General features: G+C 48.9%; 22 protein-coding genes, 1 tRNA gene and 1 pseudogene. 16 read left to right on the plus strand and 8 right to left on the minus strand.

Translation table 11 applies throughout. From position 1 onward, the window contains the following. Positions 1 to 768: 768 nt before the first annotated feature. The 5 genes from Q0614_RS05750 to Q0614_RS05770 all read right to left on the minus strand — a co-directional run bounded on the left by Q0614_RS05750 (position 769) and on the right by Q0614_RS05770 (position 3,787). Positions 769 to 1,503: an arginyltransferase gene (locus Q0614_RS05750; protein WP_298787180.1), complete on the minus strand. Its 735-nt coding sequence runs from the start codon at positions 1,501 to 1,503 to the stop codon at positions 769 to 771. Next, on the minus strand, positions 1,496 to 1,777 hold the full coding sequence (locus tag Q0614_RS05755; protein WP_298787182.1) for a hypothetical protein: 282 nt from the start codon (positions 1,775 to 1,777) through the stop codon (positions 1,496 to 1,498). Before Q0614_RS05755 ends, Q0614_RS05750 begins: the two co-directional genes overlap by 8 nt. Before the next feature lie 8 nt (positions 1,778 to 1,785). Next, positions 1,786 to 3,219 carry an acetyl-CoA carboxylase subunit A gene (locus tag Q0614_RS05760; RefSeq protein WP_298787184.1) on the minus strand — a complete coding sequence of 478 codons (1,434 nt, stop codon included), beginning with the start codon at positions 3,217 to 3,219 and terminating at the stop codon, positions 1,786 to 1,788. Positions 3,220 to 3,334: 115 nt separating this feature from the next. Further along, positions 3,335 to 3,421 (minus strand) — tRNA-Leu (locus tag Q0614_RS05765). A 69-nt stretch (positions 3,422 to 3,490) separates the two neighbouring features. Continuing rightward, positions 3,491 to 3,787: an HU family DNA-binding protein gene (locus Q0614_RS05770; protein ID WP_291937435.1), complete on the minus strand. Its 297-nt coding sequence runs from the start codon at positions 3,785 to 3,787 to the stop codon at positions 3,491 to 3,493. Between the two features lie 326 nt (positions 3,788 to 4,113). Here Q0614_RS05770 and Q0614_RS05775 point away from each other — a divergent pair, with 326 nt between their 5' ends. The 15 genes and pseudogenes from Q0614_RS05775 (at position 4,114) to Q0614_RS05845 (ending at position 19,133) form a co-directional block, all read left to right on the plus strand. After that, positions 4,114 to 4,791 (plus strand): response regulator transcription factor, encoded by a 678-nt coding sequence (locus tag Q0614_RS05775; RefSeq protein ID WP_298787186.1) that lies wholly within the window; start codon positions 4,114 to 4,116, stop codon positions 4,789 to 4,791. Positions 4,792 to 5,286: 495 nt separating this feature from the next. Further along, complete coding sequence (locus tag Q0614_RS05780) at positions 5,287 to 6,528, plus strand: ArsS family sensor histidine kinase (protein WP_298787188.1); 1,242 nt, start codon at positions 5,287 to 5,289, stop codon at positions 6,526 to 6,528. A 50-nt stretch (positions 6,529 to 6,578) separates the two neighbouring features. Further along, positions 6,579 to 6,971 carry a cytochrome C oxidase subunit III gene (locus tag Q0614_RS05785; RefSeq protein WP_298787190.1) on the plus strand — a complete coding sequence of 131 codons (393 nt, stop codon included), beginning with the start codon at positions 6,579 to 6,581 and terminating at the stop codon, positions 6,969 to 6,971. Next, positions 6,968 to 8,239: a glutamate-1-semialdehyde 2,1-aminomutase gene (gene hemL / locus Q0614_RS05790; RefSeq protein ID WP_298787192.1), complete on the plus strand. Its 1,272-nt coding sequence runs from the start codon at positions 6,968 to 6,970 to the stop codon at positions 8,237 to 8,239. The genes Q0614_RS05785 and hemL overlap by 4 nt, the downstream gene beginning before the upstream one ends. A 17-nt stretch (positions 8,240 to 8,256) precedes the next feature. Next, complete coding sequence (locus Q0614_RS05795; RefSeq protein ID WP_297988133.1) at positions 8,257 to 8,556, plus strand: AtpZ/AtpI family protein; 300 nt, start codon at positions 8,257 to 8,259, stop codon at positions 8,554 to 8,556. A gap of 11 nt (positions 8,557 to 8,567) precedes the next feature. Further along, positions 8,568 to 9,803 (plus strand): hypothetical protein, encoded by a 1,236-nt coding sequence (locus Q0614_RS05800; protein ID WP_298787194.1) that lies wholly within the window; start codon positions 8,568 to 8,570, stop codon positions 9,801 to 9,803. Between the two features lie 355 nt (positions 9,804 to 10,158). Continuing rightward, a pseudogene (locus tag Q0614_RS05805) lies at positions 10,159 to 11,211 on the plus strand (quinone-dependent dihydroorotate dehydrogenase); the annotation flags it as partial. Between the two features lie 1,088 nt (positions 11,212 to 12,299). Next, the gene (locus tag Q0614_RS05810; RefSeq protein WP_298787196.1) at positions 12,300 to 13,553 is read left to right on the plus strand and encodes a pitrilysin family protein; all 1,254 of its coding nucleotides are present in this window, start codon (positions 12,300 to 12,302) and stop codon (positions 13,551 to 13,553) included. After that, complete coding sequence (gene dapA, locus Q0614_RS05815) at positions 13,546 to 14,442, plus strand: 4-hydroxy-tetrahydrodipicolinate synthase (RefSeq protein ID WP_297894048.1); 897 nt, start codon at positions 13,546 to 13,548, stop codon at positions 14,440 to 14,442. The genes Q0614_RS05810 and dapA overlap by 8 nt, the downstream gene beginning before the upstream one ends. Beyond that, positions 14,443 to 15,222 (plus strand): enoyl-ACP reductase, encoded by a 780-nt coding sequence (locus tag Q0614_RS05820; RefSeq protein ID WP_298041675.1) that lies wholly within the window; start codon positions 14,443 to 14,445, stop codon positions 15,220 to 15,222. Continuing rightward, the gene (pgsA, locus tag Q0614_RS05825) at positions 15,219 to 15,776 is read left to right on the plus strand and encodes a CDP-diacylglycerol--glycerol-3-phosphate 3-phosphatidyltransferase (protein WP_298787210.1); all 558 of its coding nucleotides are present in this window, start codon (positions 15,219 to 15,221) and stop codon (positions 15,774 to 15,776) included. The genes Q0614_RS05820 and pgsA overlap by 4 nt, the downstream gene beginning before the upstream one ends. Before the next feature lie 14 nt (positions 15,777 to 15,790). Next, positions 15,791 to 16,102 (plus strand): hypothetical protein, encoded by a 312-nt coding sequence (locus Q0614_RS05830; protein WP_298787198.1) that lies wholly within the window; start codon positions 15,791 to 15,793, stop codon positions 16,100 to 16,102. After that, positions 16,051 to 16,797: a hypothetical protein gene (locus Q0614_RS05835; protein WP_298787200.1), complete on the plus strand. Its 747-nt coding sequence runs from the start codon at positions 16,051 to 16,053 to the stop codon at positions 16,795 to 16,797. Before Q0614_RS05830 ends, Q0614_RS05835 begins: the two co-directional genes overlap by 52 nt. Positions 16,798 to 17,382: 585 nt before the next feature. After that, on the plus strand, positions 17,383 to 18,498 hold the full coding sequence (gene rseP, locus Q0614_RS05840; RefSeq protein ID WP_298787202.1) for an RIP metalloprotease RseP: 1,116 nt from the start codon (positions 17,383 to 17,385) through the stop codon (positions 18,496 to 18,498). Beyond that, positions 18,495 to 19,133 (plus strand): YggS family pyridoxal phosphate-dependent enzyme, encoded by a 639-nt coding sequence (locus tag Q0614_RS05845; protein ID WP_298787204.1) that lies wholly within the window; start codon positions 18,495 to 18,497, stop codon positions 19,131 to 19,133. The genes rseP and Q0614_RS05845 overlap by 4 nt, the downstream gene beginning before the upstream one ends. Positions 19,134 to 19,932: 799 nt before the next feature. On the opposite strand, the gene Q0614_RS05850 is transcribed toward Q0614_RS05845, so the two are convergent. The 3 genes from Q0614_RS05850 to Q0614_RS05860 form a co-directional block, all read right to left on the minus strand. After that, positions 19,933 to 20,262, minus strand: a complete 330-nt coding sequence (locus tag Q0614_RS05850; protein WP_298787206.1) for a hypothetical protein — start codon at positions 20,260 to 20,262, stop codon at positions 19,933 to 19,935. A gap of 106 nt (positions 20,263 to 20,368) precedes the next feature. After that, positions 20,369 to 20,605 (minus strand): molybdopterin biosynthesis protein MoeB, encoded by a 237-nt coding sequence (locus Q0614_RS05855; RefSeq protein WP_298787212.1) that lies wholly within the window; start codon positions 20,603 to 20,605, stop codon positions 20,369 to 20,371. Next, a complete protein-coding gene (locus Q0614_RS05860) occupies positions 20,605 to 21,333 on the minus strand; it encodes a hypothetical protein (protein WP_298787207.1) in 729 nt (242 codons plus the stop codon). Before Q0614_RS05860 ends, Q0614_RS05855 begins: the two co-directional genes overlap by 1 nt. Positions 21,334 to 21,467: 134 nt before the next feature. Between Q0614_RS05860 and Q0614_RS05865 the strand changes: the two genes are divergently transcribed. Beyond that, positions 21,468 to 21,734 (plus strand): Plug domain-containing protein (locus Q0614_RS05865; RefSeq protein ID WP_298787208.1); only part of this gene is annotated, 267 nt, incomplete at its 3' end.

A 21,734-nucleotide genomic window follows, 5' to 3' on the forward strand; every position in this document is an offset into this window, starting at 1 on the left:
GGCGTATCGATGCAAACGGACAGATACGCAAAATAAACCTCGGCGCGATGCAAAGGCCTGCGGACATCTCAAGCGACGGCAAGGTTTTATTGATCCCAAAAACGCTGGAAAATAAAGTGGAGCTGATAAATTTGCCGTAACCGGCCGTCTTATTGCGGCTTCGCAGTTTGCTTAAATTTTACAAAATATATGCTGTATCGTGCTTTATAAGCCATCTTTTTGCGCTTCGCTGCTTGCGCGGCAGTATCGGTTACAGACCAGAGCTAATCGCGATATCGAAACTAGGTCAATGCCGAAGCCGGTCGCAGCGCCAAGGCTAATTGCGGCAGCGTAAGAGTTATATTACGAAACTAATCGTCCTTTTTCGCGCGCACTCAAGAGCCAAATACGATCAAAAGCCGCGCGTGCCGTCTTGCGACACGTAAATGCCGAGCTTGCCGTAAAATTTGCAAATTCATCCGCTCTCCTTTTAAATTTCATCGCCTTAAATTTTATCACTGCGGATATTTTTGCAGGCCGAGCGGTGCTAAATTTCAGCGCAAAATTTAACGCCTGCCGTGACTCAAAAGCCTTGAAGACTCATAACGCGCAAAATTTTAGAGTAAATTTTAACGATGAGAGGCACTTTTACATACCGCGTCGTATCTGCACGGCGGAATAACCTCTACCGCGCGCCGCGTATTTACAGGCCGTAAAGGCAAGCGGAGCCCATTTTTCCGCGCAGCGCGTATGTCTATTTAGGTCGCTCCTGGCGTCCGCGCGCGGAACCTACCCCTCTATGCGCCCCTCCCACACGGCGGGGGCGTCAAGCTCTACGTATGAGTTTAAAATTTCATACGGCTCGTAGCTAAATTTATACGCTAGGCTCGGGCACTGCTCAACCGCATAGCCCAAATAAATCCAGCGTAGCCCCAGATCTTGGGCGAACTCGATCTGTTTTAAAAGCGAAAATTTACCCAGACTTAGATGCGGCAGATACGGATCGTAGTAGCAATACACCGAGCTGATGCCGTCATGCACGATATCGATAAGATCGACGCAGATAAGCCGCCCGTCCTCGCCGTAGTAGGAAATTTCTTTGCCGAAGTCGCCGTGGCCTTGGACGTAAATTTCATCATATCGCTCAAAATCGATCTCTTGCACAGGCCAGCCCTTTTTTAGATGCATGTAGTCGTGATAGAGCGCGAAAAGCTCCAAACGCGCATCGTTTAAAAGCGGGCGAGATTGCCATACATAGGCGGTCGTGCGATTATTTTTATAGACGCGGCGGTGCGATCTGCTAAATTTAAAATTTGAAGCATCGACGCGCAGGCTTTTACACTCCGCGCAGGCCGCGCAAACGGGCTTTTGAAAATACCTGCCGAAGCGGCGGTAGCCGTGCTGCACTAAGTTTGAATTATACTCGAAGTCGCAGTCTTTTATGTAGAGATACTCGCTGCGTGCGGCTTTGCCGCCTAGATAGGGGCAGGCAAAATCCAGCGTACAAAATGGAATTTCAATCATTCAGCTTTTTGATATTCGCCGCGTCCACGTATTTTAAAAACTCGTCTTTGAGGCGCTTTTCGCGTGCGGCGATACTCTCTTTGGCTGCGTCGAATTCCTCCGCGTCGCCGTCTAGGACGCCCCCACTTTGCAGACTCGAATCGTCATCTTTAAAAATATCTTTAAACTCGTCGCGATTTGGATTAGGTTTTTTGGGCTTTTTGGGCGCGGAACTTGCCGCCTTGTCCTTAAGCATATCCTTTTTTATATCTTTTAGGCTATCTAAAAAATCCATGCTCTTTCCTAAATCCGCGCAGATTTGCGCATCGCAGCGATGATCGCAGCGATCGCTTCATTTTTATTCGGCTGCATATCGTCGATGGTGTTTTCTAAAATTTTGTCTAAATTTTTCTCTACGTAGCTTGTGTCGAAAAAACCGAGTCGGAATTCGCGCGATTTGCTGATGCTAAGCAAAAACGGAATGATCGTGCGCACTCCCTCGATACGAAACTCCTTCAGCGCGCGCTCTAGCTTATTAACGGCCAGGTCGTAGTCGGTGGTTTTGATGATGAGCTTGGCTAGAAGCGAGTCGTAAAACGGCGGAATTTTATAACCTTTGTAGATGTGGCTATCGACGCGCACGGAAGGACCAAGTGCTGGATAATAATCGCTAACGGTGCCGGGAACGGGGGTGAAATTTTTCCAGACGTTTTCGGAGGTAATACGCGCCTCGATCGCGTAGCCGTGCGGTTTGATGTCGCTTTGCTCAAGCTCTAAAATTTCGCCGTTTGCGATGCGGATCTGGCGCACGACTAGATCGACGCCCGTGACCTCCTCGGTGATACCGTGCTCGACCTGGATACGGGTATTCATCTCCATAAAATAGAAGTTGTTGTAATCATCAAGCAAAAATTCCACCGTGCCGACGTTGGTGTAATTCACCGCTTTTGCTGCGGCTACTGCAGTCGTACCCATCGTCTTACGTAGATGCTCGCTTATTGAGGGGCACGGCGCAATCTCGATAATCTTTTGGTGGCGGCGTTGGATCGAGCAATCGCGCTCGCAAAGGTGAATGATGTTACCGTAATTGTCGCCGATGATCTGAAACTCGATGTGGCGCGGCTTAACGACGAGTTTTTCCATAAAAATTTCATCGTTGTTAAAAAAGGTCTTCGCCTCCCTTGTGCACGAGTCGTAGGCGCTCTGCATATCTTTCTCTTCCCACACCTCGCGGATACCGCGTCCACCGCCGCCGCCGCTAGCCTTTAAAATCACAGGATAGCCGATCTCGCGCGCATATTTTTTAATCGTATCCATGCTCTCGTGATTTAGCTTTTCGGTACCCGGCACGATCGGAATGCCGTTTTTGCGCATCAGATAGCGAGCGATGTTTTTATTGCCCATTTTGCGGATAACGTCGGGTTTTGGACCGATGAAGATAATGCCCGCGTCCTCGACCTCTCTTGCAAAATCGTAATTCTCGCTCAAAAAGCCGTATCCAGGATGTATCGCATCGGCACCGCACTCTTTGGCGACTTCGACGATCTTTTTGGCGTCCAGATAGCCTTTTAGCGCATCGGTGCTGACCTCGTAGGCCTCGTCGGCGATTTTTACGTGTAAGCAATCGACGTCGGGTTTAGTGTAGATCGCGACGCTTCCGATATGCAGATCTCTGCAGGCTCTAATGATCCTAACCGCGATCTCGCCGCGATTAGCGATAAGAATTTTACGTATCATAAATAATTGCCTCTTTTAAAGAAATACCGAGGTAATAATAGTATAAAAAATTTTATAGCAAGTTGAAATTCATAAAAGGCGGTTGAAATTCCGGATAAAATTTAAAGAAGATTTATGGTGCCCGAGGTCGGAATCGAACCGACACGAGGTCGCCCTCGCCAGATTTTGAGTCTGGTGCGTCTACCAATTTCACCACTCGGGCATTTAAAAAGTTATGATTGTATAAATTTAAAAGAGAAAAGCCCCGAAGACGGGGCTTGGAGCAAGAAAATTATTTTTTCTTCTTGCCTTTTGCAGCTGCAACAGCCTCTTTTAGCTGTTTGCCGACTTTAAATTTTACTACTTTAGTAGCAGGAGATTTGTAAGTTCTGTTTGTGCCAGGAACTTTACCCTCGCGAGCTGCACGCTCTGCAATGCCGAAAGATCCGAAGCCGATGAAGCTTATGTCATCACCTTTTACCAAAAGCTCTTTGATAGCCTCAAGTGCAGAATCAACTACCTTAACAGTATCTTTTTTAGAAAGACCTGCCTTATCGGCAACTACTTGGATAAAATCAGCTTTTTTCATGCTAATCCTTTAAAATAAAGTGGTTTCGGCGGTATTCTACAATAGTTTCGCAAAAAATACAATAGTTTTTTAAGAAAAAAACGCAAAAATCGGCAAAATTTAGCCGAATTTAGCCCAAATTCGTCAATTTTTCAGATTTTGCTTCTTTAAATTTCAAAATTCCGCCATATTTTTGGGGCTGAATTTTGAAATTTCGCCCGGTTTCGAAAAATTTCAAGATTTTACCCCACCGAGCTTCATTTTTATAAAATTTCGCCCAAATTTGCCGCTTTAAAATATATAAACTATATTTTGTTATAATCCGTGCAAAATTTCAAAGGTTTTTTATGACTAAAATTTTAATGATAGAGGACGATTTAGAACTCGCCGAAATTTTAAGCGAATATCTGCAACAATACGATATTGACGTCACCGTCGCAGACGATCCGTTTTTGGGGCTTTCTAAGCTAAATTTAGAAAATTTCAACCTCGTGATTTTAGATCTCACGCTTCCAGGGATGGACGGGCTTGAGGTCTGCAAAGAGATCCGCAAAAATACCGATATACCGATCATAATATCAAGCGCCCGCCACGATCTGACCGATAAGATCAACGCTTTTGATTTCGGCGCGGACGATTATCTGCCAAAGCCCTATAATCCGCAAGAGCTTTTAGCGCGCATCAAACGCCACATCGAGCGCTACGACATAAACTCCATCCAGCGCGCCGCCAAGCCCAAAAAAGATCTCGAAGTGGATGATTTCCGCCACGTCATCAGCTTCAAAGGACAGCCTCTGTCGCTCACCATCGCCGAATACGACGTGCTTTCGTATCTCATCAAAAAGGAAGGCGGCGCAATCACCCGCGAGGAGCTCATCTACAACTGCAGCTCCATAAGCGAGGAATCATCGAGCAAAAGCATCGACGTCATCATCGGCCGCATCCGCCTAAAGCTTGGCGAAACGTCCAAGGCGCCCAGCTACATCCATGCCATCCGCGGCGTAGGCTATAAGCTGATACAATGAGCGAACTTGCGCCGGACGGGCGGCGCGATAAAATTTAGCTACTCGCGACTCTAAATTTATATAGATATCCGCGCGGCGAAACTGAAATCGCAAGCCGGTCCGCGCGATTTTGCCGTTTAAATTTAAGGCGCCTCAACTGAAGCGTTAAAATTTTACGATAAAATTTGTAGTTATAAATTTAGCGCGCGGTTAGATGCGCGCGAAATTTTATTGTCGAATTCGGCAAGCAATTCGGCTCTACGCGCAAGACGAGTTATAAAAAACAGAGCCCAGGGCAGCGGGAAGAGGCAAATTTTAAAATTTAAAGCGCCGTGGCTGTTAAATTTAAAAGCGCCCTGCTTTGCGGTGAAATTTTAAAATTTACGCGCCGCGCCTTTAAGATGCGCCGTAAATTTAAAGCCGAATGAGCCGCAAGCCGGTCCGCGCGCTAAAGCAAAGCAAGCCCGCGGTTTCAAAGCTTTGAAATTTTAAAAGTTTAAGGATCATATAAATTTAATGAAAGTAAGATCGTCGATTTTTTACACCATCACGTTCATCTTCACGCTCGCTGCCGTGGGCGTTTCGCTCGCTCTACTCTGGCTCATCGGCTACGATCAGCAAAACTACACTCGCGAGCTAAACTCCAAATACTCCATCGTCGCGCGCGCGAACCTATATCAGATGAGCAAGCTCATCAGCGATGTCGAATACGACCGTCAGGTCGCAAATTTCGAGTTTTCGACCATCCGCGATGAAGCCAAGCGCGATGAGATCATTAAAGGCGCTGAAATTTTAGACAGCATCTCCGCAGACATCGGCTCTGCGGACATCTTGCTTTTTAAACGCAAACACTACTTAAAAATCACTCACGCTGGAGAGACGCGGCTTTTAAACGACAAGGATTATCAGCCCTATCGCTACGATATTTTCAAAGCGATCTATGGCGTCATTTTGGTGATCATCCTGCTTGCGTATATTTTCATCATCCGCAAAATTCGCCCCCTTCGCAAGCTTAAGCGCCAGATCGATAAATTTGCTAAAGGCGATCTTCAAATCAAGGACGTAAGCGTAGGAAACGACGAAATTTCCGAGGTTTCGCACGCATTTTACGAGGCGGTCACGCAGATAAACAAGCTTAACGAATCGCGCCATCTGTTTTTGCGAAACATAATGCACGAGCTCAAAACTCCCATCACAAAGGGTCGCATCGCCGTCGAGATGATCGAGCACGGTAAAAATCAGGAGCGTCTCATCTCGGTCTTTGAGCGGCTGGAGAGCCTAATCAACGAATTTGCGGCAGTCGAGCGCGCGACTGCGGGCACGGCGCTAGTCGAACGAGGAATTTTTCCCATGGATGAAATTTTAAAAGAAGCGCTCGGCATCGCGATGATCGAGCCCGGCTGCGTCACGCTGCAAAATCCGCTAGGCCTAAGCTTAAACGTGGATCTGAAACTATTTGGCGTCGCGGTAAAAAATCTAATCGACAACGCCGTTAAATACGCCGCAGACGGTAAAATTTTAATCCGCCTAAATGCCGAAACGATGGACTTCATAACGCTAGGAGAGCCGCTACAGAAAGATTTTAGCTACTACAAAGAGGCCTTCGTCAAGGGCACGAACGCCAAGCAAAGCTTCGGCCTGGGGCTTTACATCGTCGATAACATCGCCAAGGCGCACGGGCTAAAATTCCTCTACCGCAGGCAGGACGAGCTAAACGTCTTTTATTTCGAGGGGATCGAAAAGATAGCTGCGTTATGAAATTTAAGCACATTTTTTATATTATTGCGCCAAAAATTCGAAACGAGAAGATGCGGAATTTCATATTTTTAGCGCTGTTTTTAAACGCGACCATATTTTTTCTACCTCGCGGCGCAGAAGCCGAGAGCTTCATCACCGACGAAGAATACGGCGCGATGCTGTATAAAAACCCCCGCGGCGTGGGCTGCGACAAGTGCCACGGCGAAAAGGGCGAGGGCTCGCTGATCGCGACGTATAAAGAATTTAACCGCACCGCAGGCGCCTACTACGAGCGCGCCCTAAACGCGCCGCCGATCAACAATCTCTCGCTTCAGGAGCTCGCCGACGGGATCAGCAGCTCGCGCGACGTGATGCCAAGCTACTTCCTGACGCAAAACGAGATCATCATCATCTACAAATATATAAAATCGATAAATCAACCCAAAAAGAAGGAGAAAAAATGAATAATCACGACGAATTTTTAGCAGCGCAAAAACTTATCCCAGGCGGCGTCGATTCGCCGGTGCGAGCATTCGGCAACGTTGGCGGCGAGCCTTTTATGGTAGATCGCGGCGAGGGCTCGTACATCTACGACGTCGAGGGCAAAAAATATCTCGACTTCGTGCAGAGCTGGGGCCCGCTCATCTTCGGTCACGCAGATGCAGACATCGAGCGCGCCGTCGTGCAAACCGCCAAAAAAGGGCTAAGCTTCGGCGCATCCAGCCCGCTTGAGACGCAGCTTGCCTCGCTGGTGCTAAAAAATTTCGATTTCCTAGACAAGATCCGCTTTACCAGCAGCGGCACGGAAGCCACGATGAGCGCGATCCGTCTTGCGCGCGCCTTTAGCGGACGGGATAAAATTTTAAAATTTGAGGGCTGCTACCACGGCCACAGTGACAGCCTGCTCGTCAAAGCAGGCAGCGGCGCAAGCACCTTCGGTAACGCAAGCAGCGCGGGCGTGCCGCAGGATATCGCAAAAAATACCTACCTAGCCAGATACAACGACATACAAAGCGTAAAGGACGTCCTGGCGCAAAACGACATCGGCACGATCATCATCGAGCCTATCGCGGGAAATATGGGCCTAGTACCCGCTGATCCTAAATTTTTAACCGAGCTTCGCGCGCTGTGCGACGAGAAAAAGATCGTGCTAATAATCGACGAGGTAATGAGCGGCTTTCGTGCTAGCGAGCTAGGCAGCTACGGTATCTACGGCGTCCGCGGCGATCTGGTGACCTTCGGCAAGGTCATCGGCGGCGGCATGAGCGTGGCGGCGTTTGCGGGCAAGCGCGAAATCATGGATATGATAAGCCCGCTAGGAGCGGTATATCAAGCGGGCACGCTAAGCGGAAACCCCGTCGCAATGACCGCAGGTATCGCCAGCCTAAGTAAAATTTACGCTAGCGGCGGACTTTACGAAAGGCTCGGTGAGCTAGCACGCAGGCTCGCAGACGGGCTTTGCGCCATAGCAAAGCGCCGCGGCATCGCGCTGCAAACCGCTTGCGTAGGCTCGATGTTCGGCTACTTTTTCGCAGACGAAGAGGTGCGCGACTATGACGGCGCTTTGCGAGCAGACACCGCGCGCTTTGCGAAATTTCACGGCAAGATGATTAAGCGCGGCGTATTTTTGGCGCCTAGTCAGTTTGAGACGGGCTTTATCTGCGCCAGCATGGACGAAGCGCAGATCGACTTTGCGCTAAACGCCGCGGACGAAGCGATGGCGGCGCTTTAAAATTTTACGGATTTTAGATGAGAGTAACGAAAAATTTAAACAAAATCGTAAAGGGCGCCTGCGACATCAGTCTAGGCATCTCAATCGTCGTAGCAATCGGCATCGGAGTAGCGATCGGACTTGGGCTGCGGCATCTCACGGGCTCGCTGCTTCTGCTCTGGTTCGGCATCGCTATCGGCATCGCGGCGGCGTTTTTGAACGTTTACCGCGCGTGCAAGGCGCTAAATTCGAGCTTAAAAGAGCTTGAAAACGATCCGAAATACAAGGCGGATCCGAAAAATTTCGACGACGACGATGAATGGGATGAGCGGGATTGAATAGGCGGTTTTTGCTCATATATTGCGCGCTAAACGCGGCGTTTGTCCTGCTTGGGCTAGCGCTTTGCGGCGCCGGATTTTTCGGCGCGGGCTCTTTCGGCGTGCGGGCGCTAGCGTGGCTTCTTAGCTTGGAGGCTGGATTTTTGGGCGCATTCGGCGCGGTATATTTTTCGTTTCGCGCTTACCGCAACAAGATAGAAGATGAGCTAAGAGCCGGCAAATACGATGAAATTTTGCAGCAAAGCTCTAAAAATTCCGCAGGTTTCATAAGCGGCGAAACTTCCGCAAACGATACGAATTCCGCAAGCTTTGGCGGCGAAAACCAAGGCGGTGCGAGCGGCGACGATAAAATTTCATACGGCAAAACTTGCGGCGGCGAAATTTTAAAGAGCGAAAGCTTTAGCGGCGCAAATTCAGGCGTCGAAATTTCAAACGCGCAAAATTCCGAAGACGCCGTAAATTTCACTAGCGGCGCGACGAGCACCAAAAACGGCGATAGCTGCGCCCTGCACAACGAAACCGCCGCCGAGCGTACCGCAAACTCCGCCGATATAAATTTTACTCGCAGTTCAAATTTAGACGCCGAGCGCAGCAGAACCGCCGCTGGCGAATGCGACATAAATTCTACGAAGAGCGACGACAAAACCTCCGCTTGCGACGCGACCGCTTTGGAACACGTCGCCGATAAATTTAAAATGAATGGCGGTGAGACTTGCGGCGACTTGCAGAGCGATATAAGGGACGAAGCTAGCGATAGTTCGCAAGGCGACATAGGCGCGCGTTGCGACGACTTGAAAAATGCAGCGAGCAGCGATCTGGGCGGCAGCTTAGATAGCAGCGAGCGGAGCGACGGCGTAGATCACAGCAATCATAGCGACGGCGTAGATCGCAGCAATCATAGCGATGGCACAGATAGCGGCAATCGTGGCGGCGATGTAGATAGCGGCCAGCTGGACGACGGTATGAGCGATTTTGGGGGCGGGATTGGCACCGCTCGCGACGAATCAAAGGATGATTTAGAAGGCGCGGACGATTTTGAGGGCGAGCTTGAGCGGAGCGAGGTGCGGAGCAATTTTGCGGGGGCGTTTTTCTCTCCGTTTAAAATTCTGTCCTACGCGGCGCTCGTGGCGACGATCTACCTGCTTGCCAAGCTGTCCTTGCTAAACCCGCTAGCGATTATCTTGGGCGTTACGATCATTCCTCTGGGCACGATGATCGCTGCCTTGGGCGGCAAAGACGCTCGCTGAAGCTCAAACGGCGCGAGCAGGACGCTTTAAATTTTAAAATTTAGCTTGGGCGAGATTGAGCGCAGTCAGACGCAGGATAAAATCGCGTACGATGCCCGCCACCGCGAGCTGCGCTACAGATACCGCGCGTTTCGGTACGTACCCGGGCGAGCTAAATTTATAAAATTTGCGCCGCACATCTTTGGATTTCTGCGTAAATTTAAACTGCTCATTGCAAGCCGTAGAAATTTTACTGGCATCTCTCGCGTAATTCTAAAACTAAATTTAACCGCCGCAGATTGCAAATACGGCGCGAAATCCTTATCTATATTTAATTAAATTTTAGCTACCATTACGCAAAATTTGAGGAAAAATTATGAATTACGATACCTTGAAAAAAATCTTTTTTCGATTTGATCCAGAAACCGCTCACAAGATCGCAGAATTCGGACTTCGCGCGCTCTATGCGACTCCGGGCGGGCTTGAGGCTTTGGCAAAATTCGGCGTTTATAAAGATGAAATTTTAACTCAAAATATATGGAATCTCAGCTTCGATAACCCCGTAGGTATCGCGGGCGGCTTCGACAAAAACGCCACGATGATCGCGCCGCTGGCGGCTCTTGGCTTCGGGCACATCGATTTTGGCACCTTTACGCCGCGTCCTCAAAGCGGCAACGAAAAGCCGCGACTTTTTCGCCTCGTTAGCGAGCAGAGCATCCAAAACGCAATGGGTTTTAACAACGAAGGCGCCGATATTATCGAGCATCGCGTGCGAAAAATTTATCCTTTTGTAATCCCGATCGCCGCAAATATCGGCAAAAATAAGGCTACCCCGAACGAGGATGCGATAAGCGATTACGAGGCCTTGGGTCGTAAATTTAACGGGCTGTGCGATTTTTTCATCATCAACGTAAGCTCGCCGAACACCCCGAATCTGCGCGCTTTGCAAGAAAACAGCTTCATAAGCGAGCTGATTGGAGCGATGAAAAAGATCACGAATAGGCCGCTCGTCTTAAAACTAGCGCCCGATATGAGCGCAGATCAGGCGATCGCGCTGTGTGAGTGCGCGGTGCAAAGCGGTGCAAGCGGCATCATCATAAACAACACGAGCGTTGATTATTCGCTAAGCCCCAACGCTAGGGACTTCGGCGGCCTAAGCGGCAGGCTAATCACCGAAAAATCGCGAAAGCTTTTCGCACAGGTCGCTCGCGAGCTCTTCGGCCGCACGATCCTAATCAGCTGCGGCGGCATAGACAGCGCGCAGGAGGCCTACGAGCGCATCAAATCGGGCGCGAGCCTGGTTCAAATTTTTACCGCCTTTATCTTCAAAGGTCCGTTCGTCGCAAAATCGATCAACGAGGGGCTGGCGGAGCTTTTGCGCGCAGACGGCTTCACTAACATAAGCGAGGCGGTCGGAGCAAATTTAAAAGATCGAGCGGGCGAAGGATACGGCGTAAGAGGCGATCAGACCGAAAATCTCAGTAACGGCGCGGATTTGCGCGCTTGCAAAGACAAAGAGGCGGATACCAAAACGGATGAAATTTCGAGTGCGACCAAAGACGAGGAAACGAGCGAAATTTCAAACGCGCCCGAAAGTAAGGATGCGGACGAAATTTCTAACGACGGTGAAAGCAAAATATCGAGCGCCCAAGTCAATGAAATTCTCGCCGCTAAAACAGATGAAATTTTGAGCGTTCAAGTAGATGAAATTCCTAGCGCTCAAACAAGCTCAAGCTCCGAAGCGGACGAAAATTCCAACGCTTCGGCAAATTTAAACATCTTAGCAAGCGCGGATACCGCGACGGATCAAAGATCAATCGAGCAAAGCCGTACGGAGAGTGAAAATTCCGAGGTTAAAAATACAAAACGAAACAGCGCAAAAAGCGAGAATTTAGAGACTAAAAGCGCAAAGCAAAGCAGCGCGGATCATAAGCAGGATAAAATTTCAAAAAGAGCTTCCAAAAGCGGTGCGGATCAAAAACAAAGTCAAATTTCAAAAAGCGGCGTAACCTCCAGACGCGGTAAAATTTCAAAAGAAGCTACGCAAAAAGACGCCGCGCAGAAGGATACTGCGAAGGATAATGACGCTTCGCAGAAAGATGGCACGCAGGATAACAACGCCTCGCAGCAAAAGGACGCCGAAGCAAAAAATCTCTCGCAAAGCGGCGCAAAGAGCGAGAATTTAGAGGTCAAAAACGCAAAACAAAGCGGCACGGCGAGCAAAACTGTCAAAACTAAAACCACGTCGAAAAATAAAACCGCAACTAAAGCCGCGTCAAAAAACGACATAGAAAGTAAAAATTCTCAAACTAAAGCCGCGCCTAAAGCCGCGCCGAAAAATAGCGCAGAAAGCAAAAGTTCTAAGGTCAAAAACGTAAAGCAAAGCCGCGCCAAAACTAAAAATGCCGAGGCTAAAGAGACCAGAGAGATTAAAGAGGCCAAAGAGGTCAAAGAAGCGGGCGGCACCCAAGACGCAGAGCAAAACTCAAGCAAAAAACGAAAGGCGAAAAAAGATTAATGTTTCCGAAATTTAAGAAAATCACGCTGCAAAACGGGCTTCAAATTTATCACATCCCGATGAATAAAGGCAGCGGCGTCATCAGCGTGGATGTGTTTTACAACGTCGGCTCGCGCGACGAGACGATGGGCAAAAGCGGCATCGCGCACATGCTGGAGCATCTAAATTTTAAATCCACGAAAAATCGCAAGGCGGGCGAGTTCGACGCGATCGTAAAGGGATTTGGCGGCGTAAACAACGCAAGCACAGGCTTTGATTACACGCACTACTTCATCAAGTGCGCGAGCTCAAATTTAGAGGTCTGCTTGGATCTTTACGCCGACATCATGCAAAACTTAAGCCTCAAAGACAAAGAATTTCAGCCCGAGCGTAAGGTCGTGCTTGAAGAGCGGCTGTGGCGCACCGATAACGATCCGTTCGGATACCTATTTTTCAGGCTCTACAACGCTGCGTTTTTGTACCACCCGTACCACTGGACGCCGATCGGCTTTCGCAAGGACATCGAAAACTGGAGTATCAAAGATATCAGAGAATTTCACGCTAAATTTTATCAGCCGCAAAACGCCGTGCTGCTGATCACCGGCGACATCGGCGAAAAGGCGGCGTTTGATGCGGCTAAAAAATACTTCGCGCCCGTAAAAAACAAAAGCGAAATTCCGCGCCTTCACTGCACGGAGCCCGCGCAAGACGGCGAGAAGCTTAGCATTATTTACAAAAACAGCGAGGCGCAGATCGTGGCAGTCGCCTTTAAAATTCCGCCGTTTAACCATCCTGACGCCGCGGCGATCAAAGCGATGGATATATATCTTAGCGGCGGCAAGAGCTCGCTTTTGCAGCGCGTACTGGTCGATGAGAAAAAGCTTGCCAATCAGATCAACATCTACGATATGAGCGCCAAGGACGAGAATTTATTTATAGTCTTTGCCGTTTGTAACCAAGGCGTAAGCGGCGAGACGCTGAGGAGTGAAATTTTAGCGCTGATCGAAAAAGCCAAAAAAGCTAAAATAAGCGACGACGATATGCTAAAGATCAAAAACACTCTAAGTAGCGATCTGATCTACTCTCTCGACAGCGCTAGCAAGGTAGCGCAGATGTACGGCAGCTACATCGTCCGCGGCGATCTGGACGCGCTATTTAGGCTGGAGCGCGAGATCAAAAGTCTAGATAAAAACGCGGTTAAAAAAGCGATGAAAACCTATCTAAGCCTTAAAAGCTCCACGAGCATTATCTTACGAAAGGAAAACGATGAATAAAAATGTCATAATCGGCTCTATGACGGCGCTGATCACGCCTTTTAAAGAGGGCAAACTAGACGAGCAGACCTACGCCAAGCTCATCAAAAGACAGATCGCAAACGGCATAAGCGCGGTCGTGCCCGTAGGCACCACGGGCGAGAGCGCGACGCTGACGCACGACGAACATCGCGTCTGTATCGAGATCGCGGTAGATGCGTGCAAGGGCACGGACGTTAAGGTGCTAGCGGGCGCGGGCAGCAACGCAACTCACGAAGCGATCGGGCTCGCGCAGTTTGCGCAGGCTCACGGCGCGGATGGAATTTTATCCGTAGCGCCCTACTACAACAAACCCACCCAAAAGGGACTCTATCTGCACTACAAGGCGATCGCTAGCTCGGTAGATCTGCCGGTACTGCTATACAACGTGCCAGGGCGCACCGGCTGCGACATAGCCGCAGATACGATCATCAAGCTTTTTAACGACTGCGAGAACATCTACGGCGTCAAAGAAGCCAGCGGCAGCATCGATAAATGCGTCGATCTACTCGCGCACGAGCCGCGCCTTAGCGTGCTTAGCGGCGAGGATGCGATCAACTATCCGATCCTAAGTAACGGCGGCAAGGGAGTGATCTCCGTTACGGCAAATTTACTGCCTGATTACACGGCGAGACTAACGAAATTTGCGCTGCAAAATGAGTTTTTAAAAGCTAAGCAGATCAACGACGATCTCTACGCGATCAATAAAATTTTATTCTGCGAGAGCAATCCGATCCCGATCAAAGCGGCAATGTATATCGCGGGCCTAACGCCGAGCTTAGAGTACCGCTTGCCGCTTTGCGAGCCGAGCGCGGAAAACCTCAAAAAAATAGAAAACGTAATGAAACAATACACTATCAAAGGATTTTAATTGACGAACGAATTTAAAGGAAAAACGCTAGTTATCAGCGGCGGCACGAGAGGCATAGGCAGGGCGATAGTTTTGGAATTCGCAGCTGCAGGGGCAAATATCGCTTTTACGTATAATTCCAACGAGGAGCTAGCGACTTCGCAAGCAGCCGATCTTGAGAAGACCTACGGCATCAAGGCACGCGCTTATGCGCTCAATATCTTGGAGCCAGAGACCTACAAGGAGCTCTTTGCCAAGATCGACGAGGATTTTGCGCGAGTGGATTTTTTCATCTCAAACGCCATCATCTCGGGTCGTGCGGTCGCGGGCGGATACACTAAATTTATGAGGCTAAAGCCGCGCGGCATCAACAATATCTTTACCGCGACGGTAAATGCCTTCGTCGTGGGCGCTCAAGAAGCCGCAAAACGTATGGAAGCGGTAGGCGGCGGCTCAATCATATCGCTTAGCTCTACGGGAAATTTAGTCTATATCGAAAACTACGCGGGTCACGGCACGGCGAAAGCCGCCGTCGAAGCGATGGCGCGCTACGCTGCGACCGAGCTTGGAGAGAAAAATATCCGCGTAAACGTAGTAAGCGGCGGCCCGATCGAGACGGATGCGTTACGAGCCTTTACGAACTACGAAGAGGTACGCGATAAAACCGCCGAGCTTAGCCCGCTAGGACGCATGGGGCAGCCGGAGGATCTGGCGGGAGCATGTTTATTTCTATGCTCGAGCAAGGCTAGCTGGGTGACGGGGCACACCTTCATCGTCGACGGCGGAACGACCTTTAAATAATGCTAAATTTACCCAATATTTTAGCGAGCTTTCGCGTTGCGCTGGCGCCGCTGTTTTTCTGGCTGATCTTACTAGCCGGTCATGCGAACGGCGGCATGGTGGGCTCGGTGCATGTAAGCTGGGTCGATTATTTCGCCGCACTAGTCTTCGTCATCGCCTCCGTCACGGACTTTTTTGACGGATACATCGCGCGCTCTTGGAATCAAAAGACCAAACTTGGTGCCATCATCGATCCGCTCGCCGATAAGATGCTGACGCTTGCGGGCTTTTTGGGGCTTATGTTTATCGGGCGCGCCAGTGCTTGGGCGATCTACTTAATCCTAATCCGCGAGTTTTTTATCACGGGCCTTCGCGTGGCGATGGCGGGCGACGGCGTAGAGGTCGCCGCGTCGATGGCGGGCAAGGTAAAGACGGTCTTTCAGATGATCGCTATCGGCTGGCTAACGATGCAATGGCCCTATGCAAACGCCCTACTCTGGATCGCAGTTGTACTGACGCTATATTCGGGCTTTGAATACGTCACGGCGTATGCTAAGGCTACGAAAAAAGGCTAAATTTTAGGCTAGATATGGCTTTCGCAGTTGAAGAAAAAATCGGCGAAGAAAATGCAAGAAAGTATAAGCTCAATAAGGTAGAAAAAGATATTAGAAACAAAATTTCTAAAAAGCGATTGCCTTTTAGATGTTATCCTGAAATTTCTATAGAATTAAGCTGGCGCATAGATAGAGAGCTTGGCGCATGGCTCATAAACTACGGGAGCTTTAGCGGCTTTTGGGATCATTGTAATTTAGATTTTAACGCATATAGATTTTGTATTATCAAGGCAAAATGTTTGATACAGTCATTACTTACGGCGCTTGGTTCGGCGATTTTAGGATGATAAATGGACAGAAGCGACGTATCCATAAACTCTATGCGCTAGAACCGAGAAGTAACGGCAAGCTCAGCAAAAGCGATATTTTTAAAATTTTACAAGACGCCCTTAACGCCGAAAACGAAAATGTTTTGCTAATAGACGCCTTAAACTACAACATTGATTATGTAGGTGGATTTTTGATTGATGGATACCGCTTTGAGGATAACCTGGAGCAAATCATAAATCCATTTAGAAATCAACACGGCCTAGCTAGCTTAAGCCGAGATGAGATAGATGGTCTGTGGTGTATCTCAAAGGAGCTAGACGAGATTTTTCTTATAAAAGTGGGCTCGGCTGGCAGCAATGATCTTTTTACGCTTACCCATTACAATCACGGTTATTACGAATACCACGCAAATATAGTACTAAAGCAAATTTCCAACAAAACCGTAGATGGAATAAATGAAATCAGATATAAGATAAAGAAAATAGAAATTTTAGGCGATCGCAGCGCCGCGCCGACGCAAGGCAAAATAAAACGACTAATACGCAAAATGTTTAGATCCACTTGCGAAAGCGGATTAAAGGGCTTTAGTCCAAATTTAATAGATGAAAAATTTAAACTAAGCTTGATCTCACATTCATTTGAAGAATCAGAATTTTTTATCAAACTAAAACAATGGATTGTGAAGCTACAAAACCTCATCGTAAAACGTTAGAACACGCGCTTAAGTGGGTTTTAGCGATAGAATTTTAGCATAAAATTCCACTTATAACGGCGACACGGAATTTTAAAATTTCACGTTCAAATTTTACCGATAAAATTCTATAGATGCTTGATCTATGCACGCACGGCGGCGTGCTAAGCCTATAAAATTTGAAAGATAAAATCCGCTGCGTAAAATTTCACGGCGCAGAATTCCGTCTAATCGCCGCACAAAATTTCACGGCGGCGCGGCAGTATTTTAAAACATGACGGCATTTCAAATTACAGCGACATTTCAAAACGTGAGGCATCCTAAAGCATTACGACATTTCAAAGCGCAAAGCCCCGTGCGGCGAAATTTTATAATCCGCTCCGTAAAATCTCGCGGTAAAATTTCGCTTTTAAATTTTAAATTCCTCACGCCCTCTATCCGCCCGCGCGCCCTTAATTTAGCCAAATTTATAGCCTGAAACGGCGGCGGGCTAAGCTCAAAGCTAACCAAGTTTAAAAAAGCGAGCCAAGGCTTTAAACGGCAATCTAAGCTTAAAATTTGCAAAATAATAGTAAGCTTAGCCCATTTTTTACAAAGGTCTGAAATTTGAAAAGCATAATTTTAACGCTAGCGATCCTGGCGGTCGGATTTTATTTTTACTCGATAAATTTTATGGTCACGGTGCTGGCGATCAGCTTCCTCATCTTTTTCCACGAGCTGGGGCATTTTTTGGCGGCGCGGGCGCTGGGCGTGGGGGTGAACGTCTTTAGCGTGGGCTTTGGAGAGAAGGTCTTTACCAAGCGTATCGGCGCTACGCAGTACGCCATCAGCGCGATCCCTCTGGGGGGCTACGTGAGTCTTAAGGGGCAGGAGGATTTGGATCCCGCCGCGGCAAGTACGGACCCCGACAGCTACAACTCCAAAGGCCCAATAGCGCGCATAATCATACTTTTTGCGGGGCCGTTTTTTAACCTGCTGCTTGCGTTTTTGATCTACATCGCGCTGGGCTACATCGGCGTCGAAAAGCTAGCGCCGAAGGTCGGCAAAATTTCGCCGGGCTCTGCCGCGGCAAGCGCAGGTCTTATGCTAAACGATGAAATTTTATCGATCGACGGCAAGCAGATCCGCGAGTGGGACGACATCTCAAAGCAGGTGACCGCAGCGCCTCTAAGCTTGGAAATTTTACGTGGCGGCGAGCGGCTGAGCCTGCAGCTCACGCCGAAGCTCGGCGAGAAAAAAACCATCTGGCGCGAGAGCATCAGAGTGCCGCTCATCGGCATTTCGCCCGATTACAACGCGACCGTGACGCTATATCACAAAGGTGCTCGCTCGCTTAGCTTCGCGTGGGATCAGACGGTGGAGGCATCAAAGCTCATCTTGATAGGGCTCGAAAAGCTCGCCAGCGGCGTCGTTTCGCCCAAGGAGATGGGCGGCATCGTCGCCATTACGGACATCACCTCAAAGGCGGTCGATTACGGCGCGGCGGTCCTGCTCGCGCTCGTGGCGCTAATATCGGTAAATTTAGGGCTCATCAACCTCTTTCCGATCCCCGCGCTCGACGGCGGGCACATCGCGTTTAATCTATTTGAGCTCATCTTCCGCCGCCCCGTGCCAAAGCGGGTATTCGTGGGCGCTAGCTACGTAGGAATGGGGATTTTAGCGCTTTTGATGATATTTACGGTGCTAAATGATTTCGCTAGAATTTTGGGATTTTACAAATGAGACTGGATGAAATTTTAAAGCGCGTTGAGGCTGCAAAAGCAGGCGCAGGCGACGTGCAGCTAGTCGCGGTGAGCAAAAACGTAGGCACGGATGAGGTGCGCGAGCTGTATTCGCAAGGACAGATCGCATTCGGCGAAAACAGGGTGCAGGAGCTGAAGCGCAAAAGCGAGGCGTTGCGCGAGCTGCCGCTAAATTGGCACTTCATCGGCACGCTACAAAGCAACAAAATCAATCAGCTCATCGCTCTGCGCCCGACGCTGTGGCAGAGCTGCAACAGTTGCGAGCTCGCGCTTGCCGTAAATAAGCGGCTAACTTATCCGCTAGATACGCTGCTGGAGATCAACGCCGCGGGCGAGAGCTCCAAAACGGGGCTCGATAAAAACCGCGCGGTGGAGGAGTTTTTACGCATCAAGCAGGAGTGCAAAAATCTAAATTTAATCGGCGTGATGAGCATCGGCGCGCATGTGAGTGAGCCCGCGCAGATCGCGCGAAGCTTCGAGGCGAGCCGCGAGATTTTCGATGCGCTCGTGCCGCACGGCGCGCGGATCTGCTCGATGGGGATGAGCGATGATTTTGAGCTCGCGATCAAATGCGGCTCAAACATGATCCGCCTGGGTAGAATTTTATACGCCTAGGCCCCGAGGGGGCAGGCCTTAGCGCGCGAGCAAATTTTATAGGTGATTTATACGGCGCGCTTGATTTGCCGTACGAGCTAAATTCGGCGCTTGCCTCAACTACGAAATTTGGCGCGATAAAGCTAGCGTGATGTTAAATTCCAATCTTCGATGAAATTTTGCGGCATAAATTTTATGCAGCGCGATAATCGGTCGCACACGGCTCCATGCTACCCTCGATCTGCAGGTTCGGCACCCTGCGATGATCGTGCGGCAGCCCTACACAATAATTCTATTGATACGCCCGGTGTATGACGATACTCGGTCGCGCGTAAGCCTCATCGGCAAGCTCGGCCGCTCGTCGCGATATAGAATTCTGATGCGCAAGGGCGCGGCGCGATATTAAATTTGCGCGTCTTGGCAAAATTTTAATAAGGCACGGCGACGGGAAATTTTAAAGCGACGCGCCGATAGAGGGCACGCGGAAATTTTAAGCGGCGGCGTAGAATTTTTTATGCAATAGCTCGCTAATGGACGGCGCGGCGCAAGAGGCTTAAAATAGCGGTGCGCTAGTGTGTGACGAGACGGGCGCGGCGGCGGAAATTTGTGTAGCAGATGCGGTGCCGCGGCGGGAAATTTTAAAGCGACACGACTTAGGCCGATAAATCTTGGGCGATGAAATTTAGCGCAGCGTCTAGATCATAAAATTTTGGTGCGTTTCGGCGGTATAAAATTTAAAACGCCTTAGCGGCATAAAATTTTAAACTGTATGACGGCGCCGAATTTTAAAGCGACGTAGTGCAAGCCCGATCGATAAAATTTACCACAGCGCCGAGGCGGTGAAATTTAACACGCTTCGCCGCTGCAAATTCAAAGCAATGATGAATGAGACGCAGTTGCGGCGCCGATGACAGATGAAGCAAATCCTGTCAAGCAGTGTAAAATTTAACCCGCTTTGGCGCTTAAAAATTTCAAAGCGGCAGCGCGGACAATGTCTCGGTCTAAGCGGCTCTATATTTACTAAAACGACGCTAAGCGGTGTGCGGGAGCAGCCCTGCTCTTTAAAAATTTTAATCCTCGTAAATTTACTCGCCCGTTTAAATACCGAATATAGAAGCGCGATATTTTGAGCGACGACATCCGCGTCCACTGCTTTATATCTTGAATTTTTATATCTGCTTTGCAGGCTCGCGCTTTATTTAAGCCGCGAATTCAAAAATACCCAATAGTTTTAAATTTACCCGCTGCTACCCGCTTTAAATTTTAAAATTTCGCCTATTTTTTATCGCGCCGAAAAGTATCGCGCAGGTAAAACTCTCTGCGCTCCAGCGCCTAAAAGCGCAGTCGTAGCAGCTGATTTCGCCGCCGCACGCCATCTCCTCCTCATCGTTATCTAGCTTAAATTTGGCACAGTTTTCGGCGGTTTCGCGCGCTTTTTCGTAGCTGGATTTGCCGAATCTAAACTCGCCTTTTTCGTTAAAATTTGAGCGCATCAAAACCTCCGAAGCTCCTTTACGTTTAAGTTTCTAAAGCCGCCGCCAGCTTCTTTTTTGATGAGCAAAGTTGCCTTAAAATCCAAAAATACCGGCTTTAGCGCGCCGATTAAATTTACGCGCTCATCAGGCGAAAGAGGTTTAAAATTTTCATCTGCGACCGCCTCGATAAAATTTAATCCCAAAAGCTCTGCCACGCTCAAATTTGACTCTTTTAGCTCAAATTTGCCTCTGATCTTGCCGTCGTTTCCGCTAAGCCTCAGCCCGATACCCGCAAGCGCGCCGATGACGCCGCGAGCGCCGCTTTTTATCTCTTTTAAAAATACGTTTTGCTCTCGCGCCGTATCAAACGCCCGCTCCGTGCTTAAAAATATCTCCTTTGCGCTTCTGCCGAAGCTTATCAGTTCTTGCACATTTTCGATATCTTTTTCAAAGACCGCCGCGATACCGGGCTCCGCACTCGGCGCGCTTTTGCGCTCTAGTAGCTCAAGAGCAAAATCCAGCACGCGCTGCTTTTGCGACTCGGTAAGCCGGGCTTCAAAACACATGCAGCTGTTGTGCGAGGTGTAGTTGATGCGAGGATCGAGCAAAAGCTGATGGCGCGTGACGAATGAAACAGGCGCAAACAAGCCCGCAAAGGCGGCGATCTCCTCGGTAAGCAGACCCGTAAAAATCTCTCCGCCAAGCTCGTCCGTATCGTCGATGCAAAGTAGAAATTTATATTTCATTTTAAAAGCCTTAACATTTAAGTCGATTTTAAATATTTATAAAATAAAATTATATTCAAATATTTTAATAAATTTATTCTATAAAATGGTATTTTATACAATATATAATAAAAATTTTATTTTAAGGAGTTAGGATGAAAAAGATTGGCTTAATCGCCTGCTGTGCCGCGATGGCGCTTCACGGCGAGGTGTTTACGCTCGGACAAATCGAGGTCGTAGAAAATATAGGCGGCGTGCAAAAAAGCGACACGAACGTCGTAACCGTCGATGAGCAACAGATGCAAAAAGACGAGATAAAGCGCCTTTCGCAGGTAGCTTACAGCACGCCCGGCATTTATGTGGATAAAAAAGGCCCACGCGCCGAGCAAAATTTCTACGTTCGCGGTTTTGATTCGCGCAGA

The sequence above is a fragment of the uncultured Campylobacter sp. genome (assembly GCF_937997595.1).
Taxonomy (GTDB): Bacteria; Campylobacterota; Campylobacteria; order Campylobacterales; family Campylobacteraceae; genus Campylobacter_B.

What these genes read in the sequence shown, in the direction of transcription:
- Q0614_RS05780 (WP_298787188.1), top strand. Translation starts at nt 5,287, where the DNA reads ATGAAAGTAAGATCGTCGATTTTTTACACCATCACGTTCATCTTCACG.
- Q0614_RS05855 (WP_298787212.1), bottom strand. Translation starts at nt 20,605, where the DNA reads ATGCGCTCAAATTTTAACGAAAAAGGCGAGTTTAGATTCGGCAAATCC.
- Q0614_RS05835 (WP_298787200.1), top strand. Translation starts at nt 16,051, where the DNA reads ATGTTTGATACAGTCATTACTTACGGCGCTTGGTTCGGCGATTTTAGG.
- Q0614_RS05845 (WP_298787204.1), top strand. Translation starts at nt 18,495, where the DNA reads ATGAGACTGGATGAAATTTTAAAGCGCGTTGAGGCTGCAAAAGCAGGC.
- Q0614_RS05785 (WP_298787190.1), top strand. Translation starts at nt 6,579, where the DNA reads ATGCGGAATTTCATATTTTTAGCGCTGTTTTTAAACGCGACCATATTT.
- Q0614_RS05795 (WP_297988133.1), top strand. Translation starts at nt 8,257, where the DNA reads ATGAGAGTAACGAAAAATTTAAACAAAATCGTAAAGGGCGCCTGCGAC.
- Q0614_RS05760 (WP_298787184.1), bottom strand. Translation starts at nt 3,219, where the DNA reads ATGATACGTAAAATTCTTATCGCTAATCGCGGCGAGATCGCGGTTAGG.
- Q0614_RS05750 (WP_298787180.1), bottom strand. Translation starts at nt 1,503, where the DNA reads ATGATTGAAATTCCATTTTGTACGCTGGATTTTGCCTGCCCCTATCTA.
- Q0614_RS05830 (WP_298787198.1), top strand. Translation starts at nt 15,791, where the DNA reads ATGGCTTTCGCAGTTGAAGAAAAAATCGGCGAAGAAAATGCAAGAAAG.
- hemL (WP_298787192.1), top strand. Translation starts at nt 6,968, where the DNA reads ATGAATAATCACGACGAATTTTTAGCAGCGCAAAAACTTATCCCAGGC.
- Q0614_RS05755 (WP_298787182.1), bottom strand. Translation starts at nt 1,777, where the DNA reads ATGGATTTTTTAGATAGCCTAAAAGATATAAAAAAGGATATGCTTAAG.
- Q0614_RS05770 (WP_291937435.1), bottom strand. Translation starts at nt 3,787, where the DNA reads ATGAAAAAAGCTGATTTTATCCAAGTAGTTGCCGATAAGGCAGGTCTT.
- Q0614_RS05775 (WP_298787186.1), top strand. Translation starts at nt 4,114, where the DNA reads ATGACTAAAATTTTAATGATAGAGGACGATTTAGAACTCGCCGAAATT.
- dapA (WP_297894048.1), top strand. Translation starts at nt 13,546, where the DNA reads ATGAATAAAAATGTCATAATCGGCTCTATGACGGCGCTGATCACGCCT.
- Q0614_RS05860 (WP_298787207.1), bottom strand. Translation starts at nt 21,333, where the DNA reads ATGAAATATAAATTTCTACTTTGCATCGACGATACGGACGAGCTTGGC.
- Q0614_RS05810 (WP_298787196.1), top strand. Translation starts at nt 12,300, where the DNA reads ATGTTTCCGAAATTTAAGAAAATCACGCTGCAAAACGGGCTTCAAATT.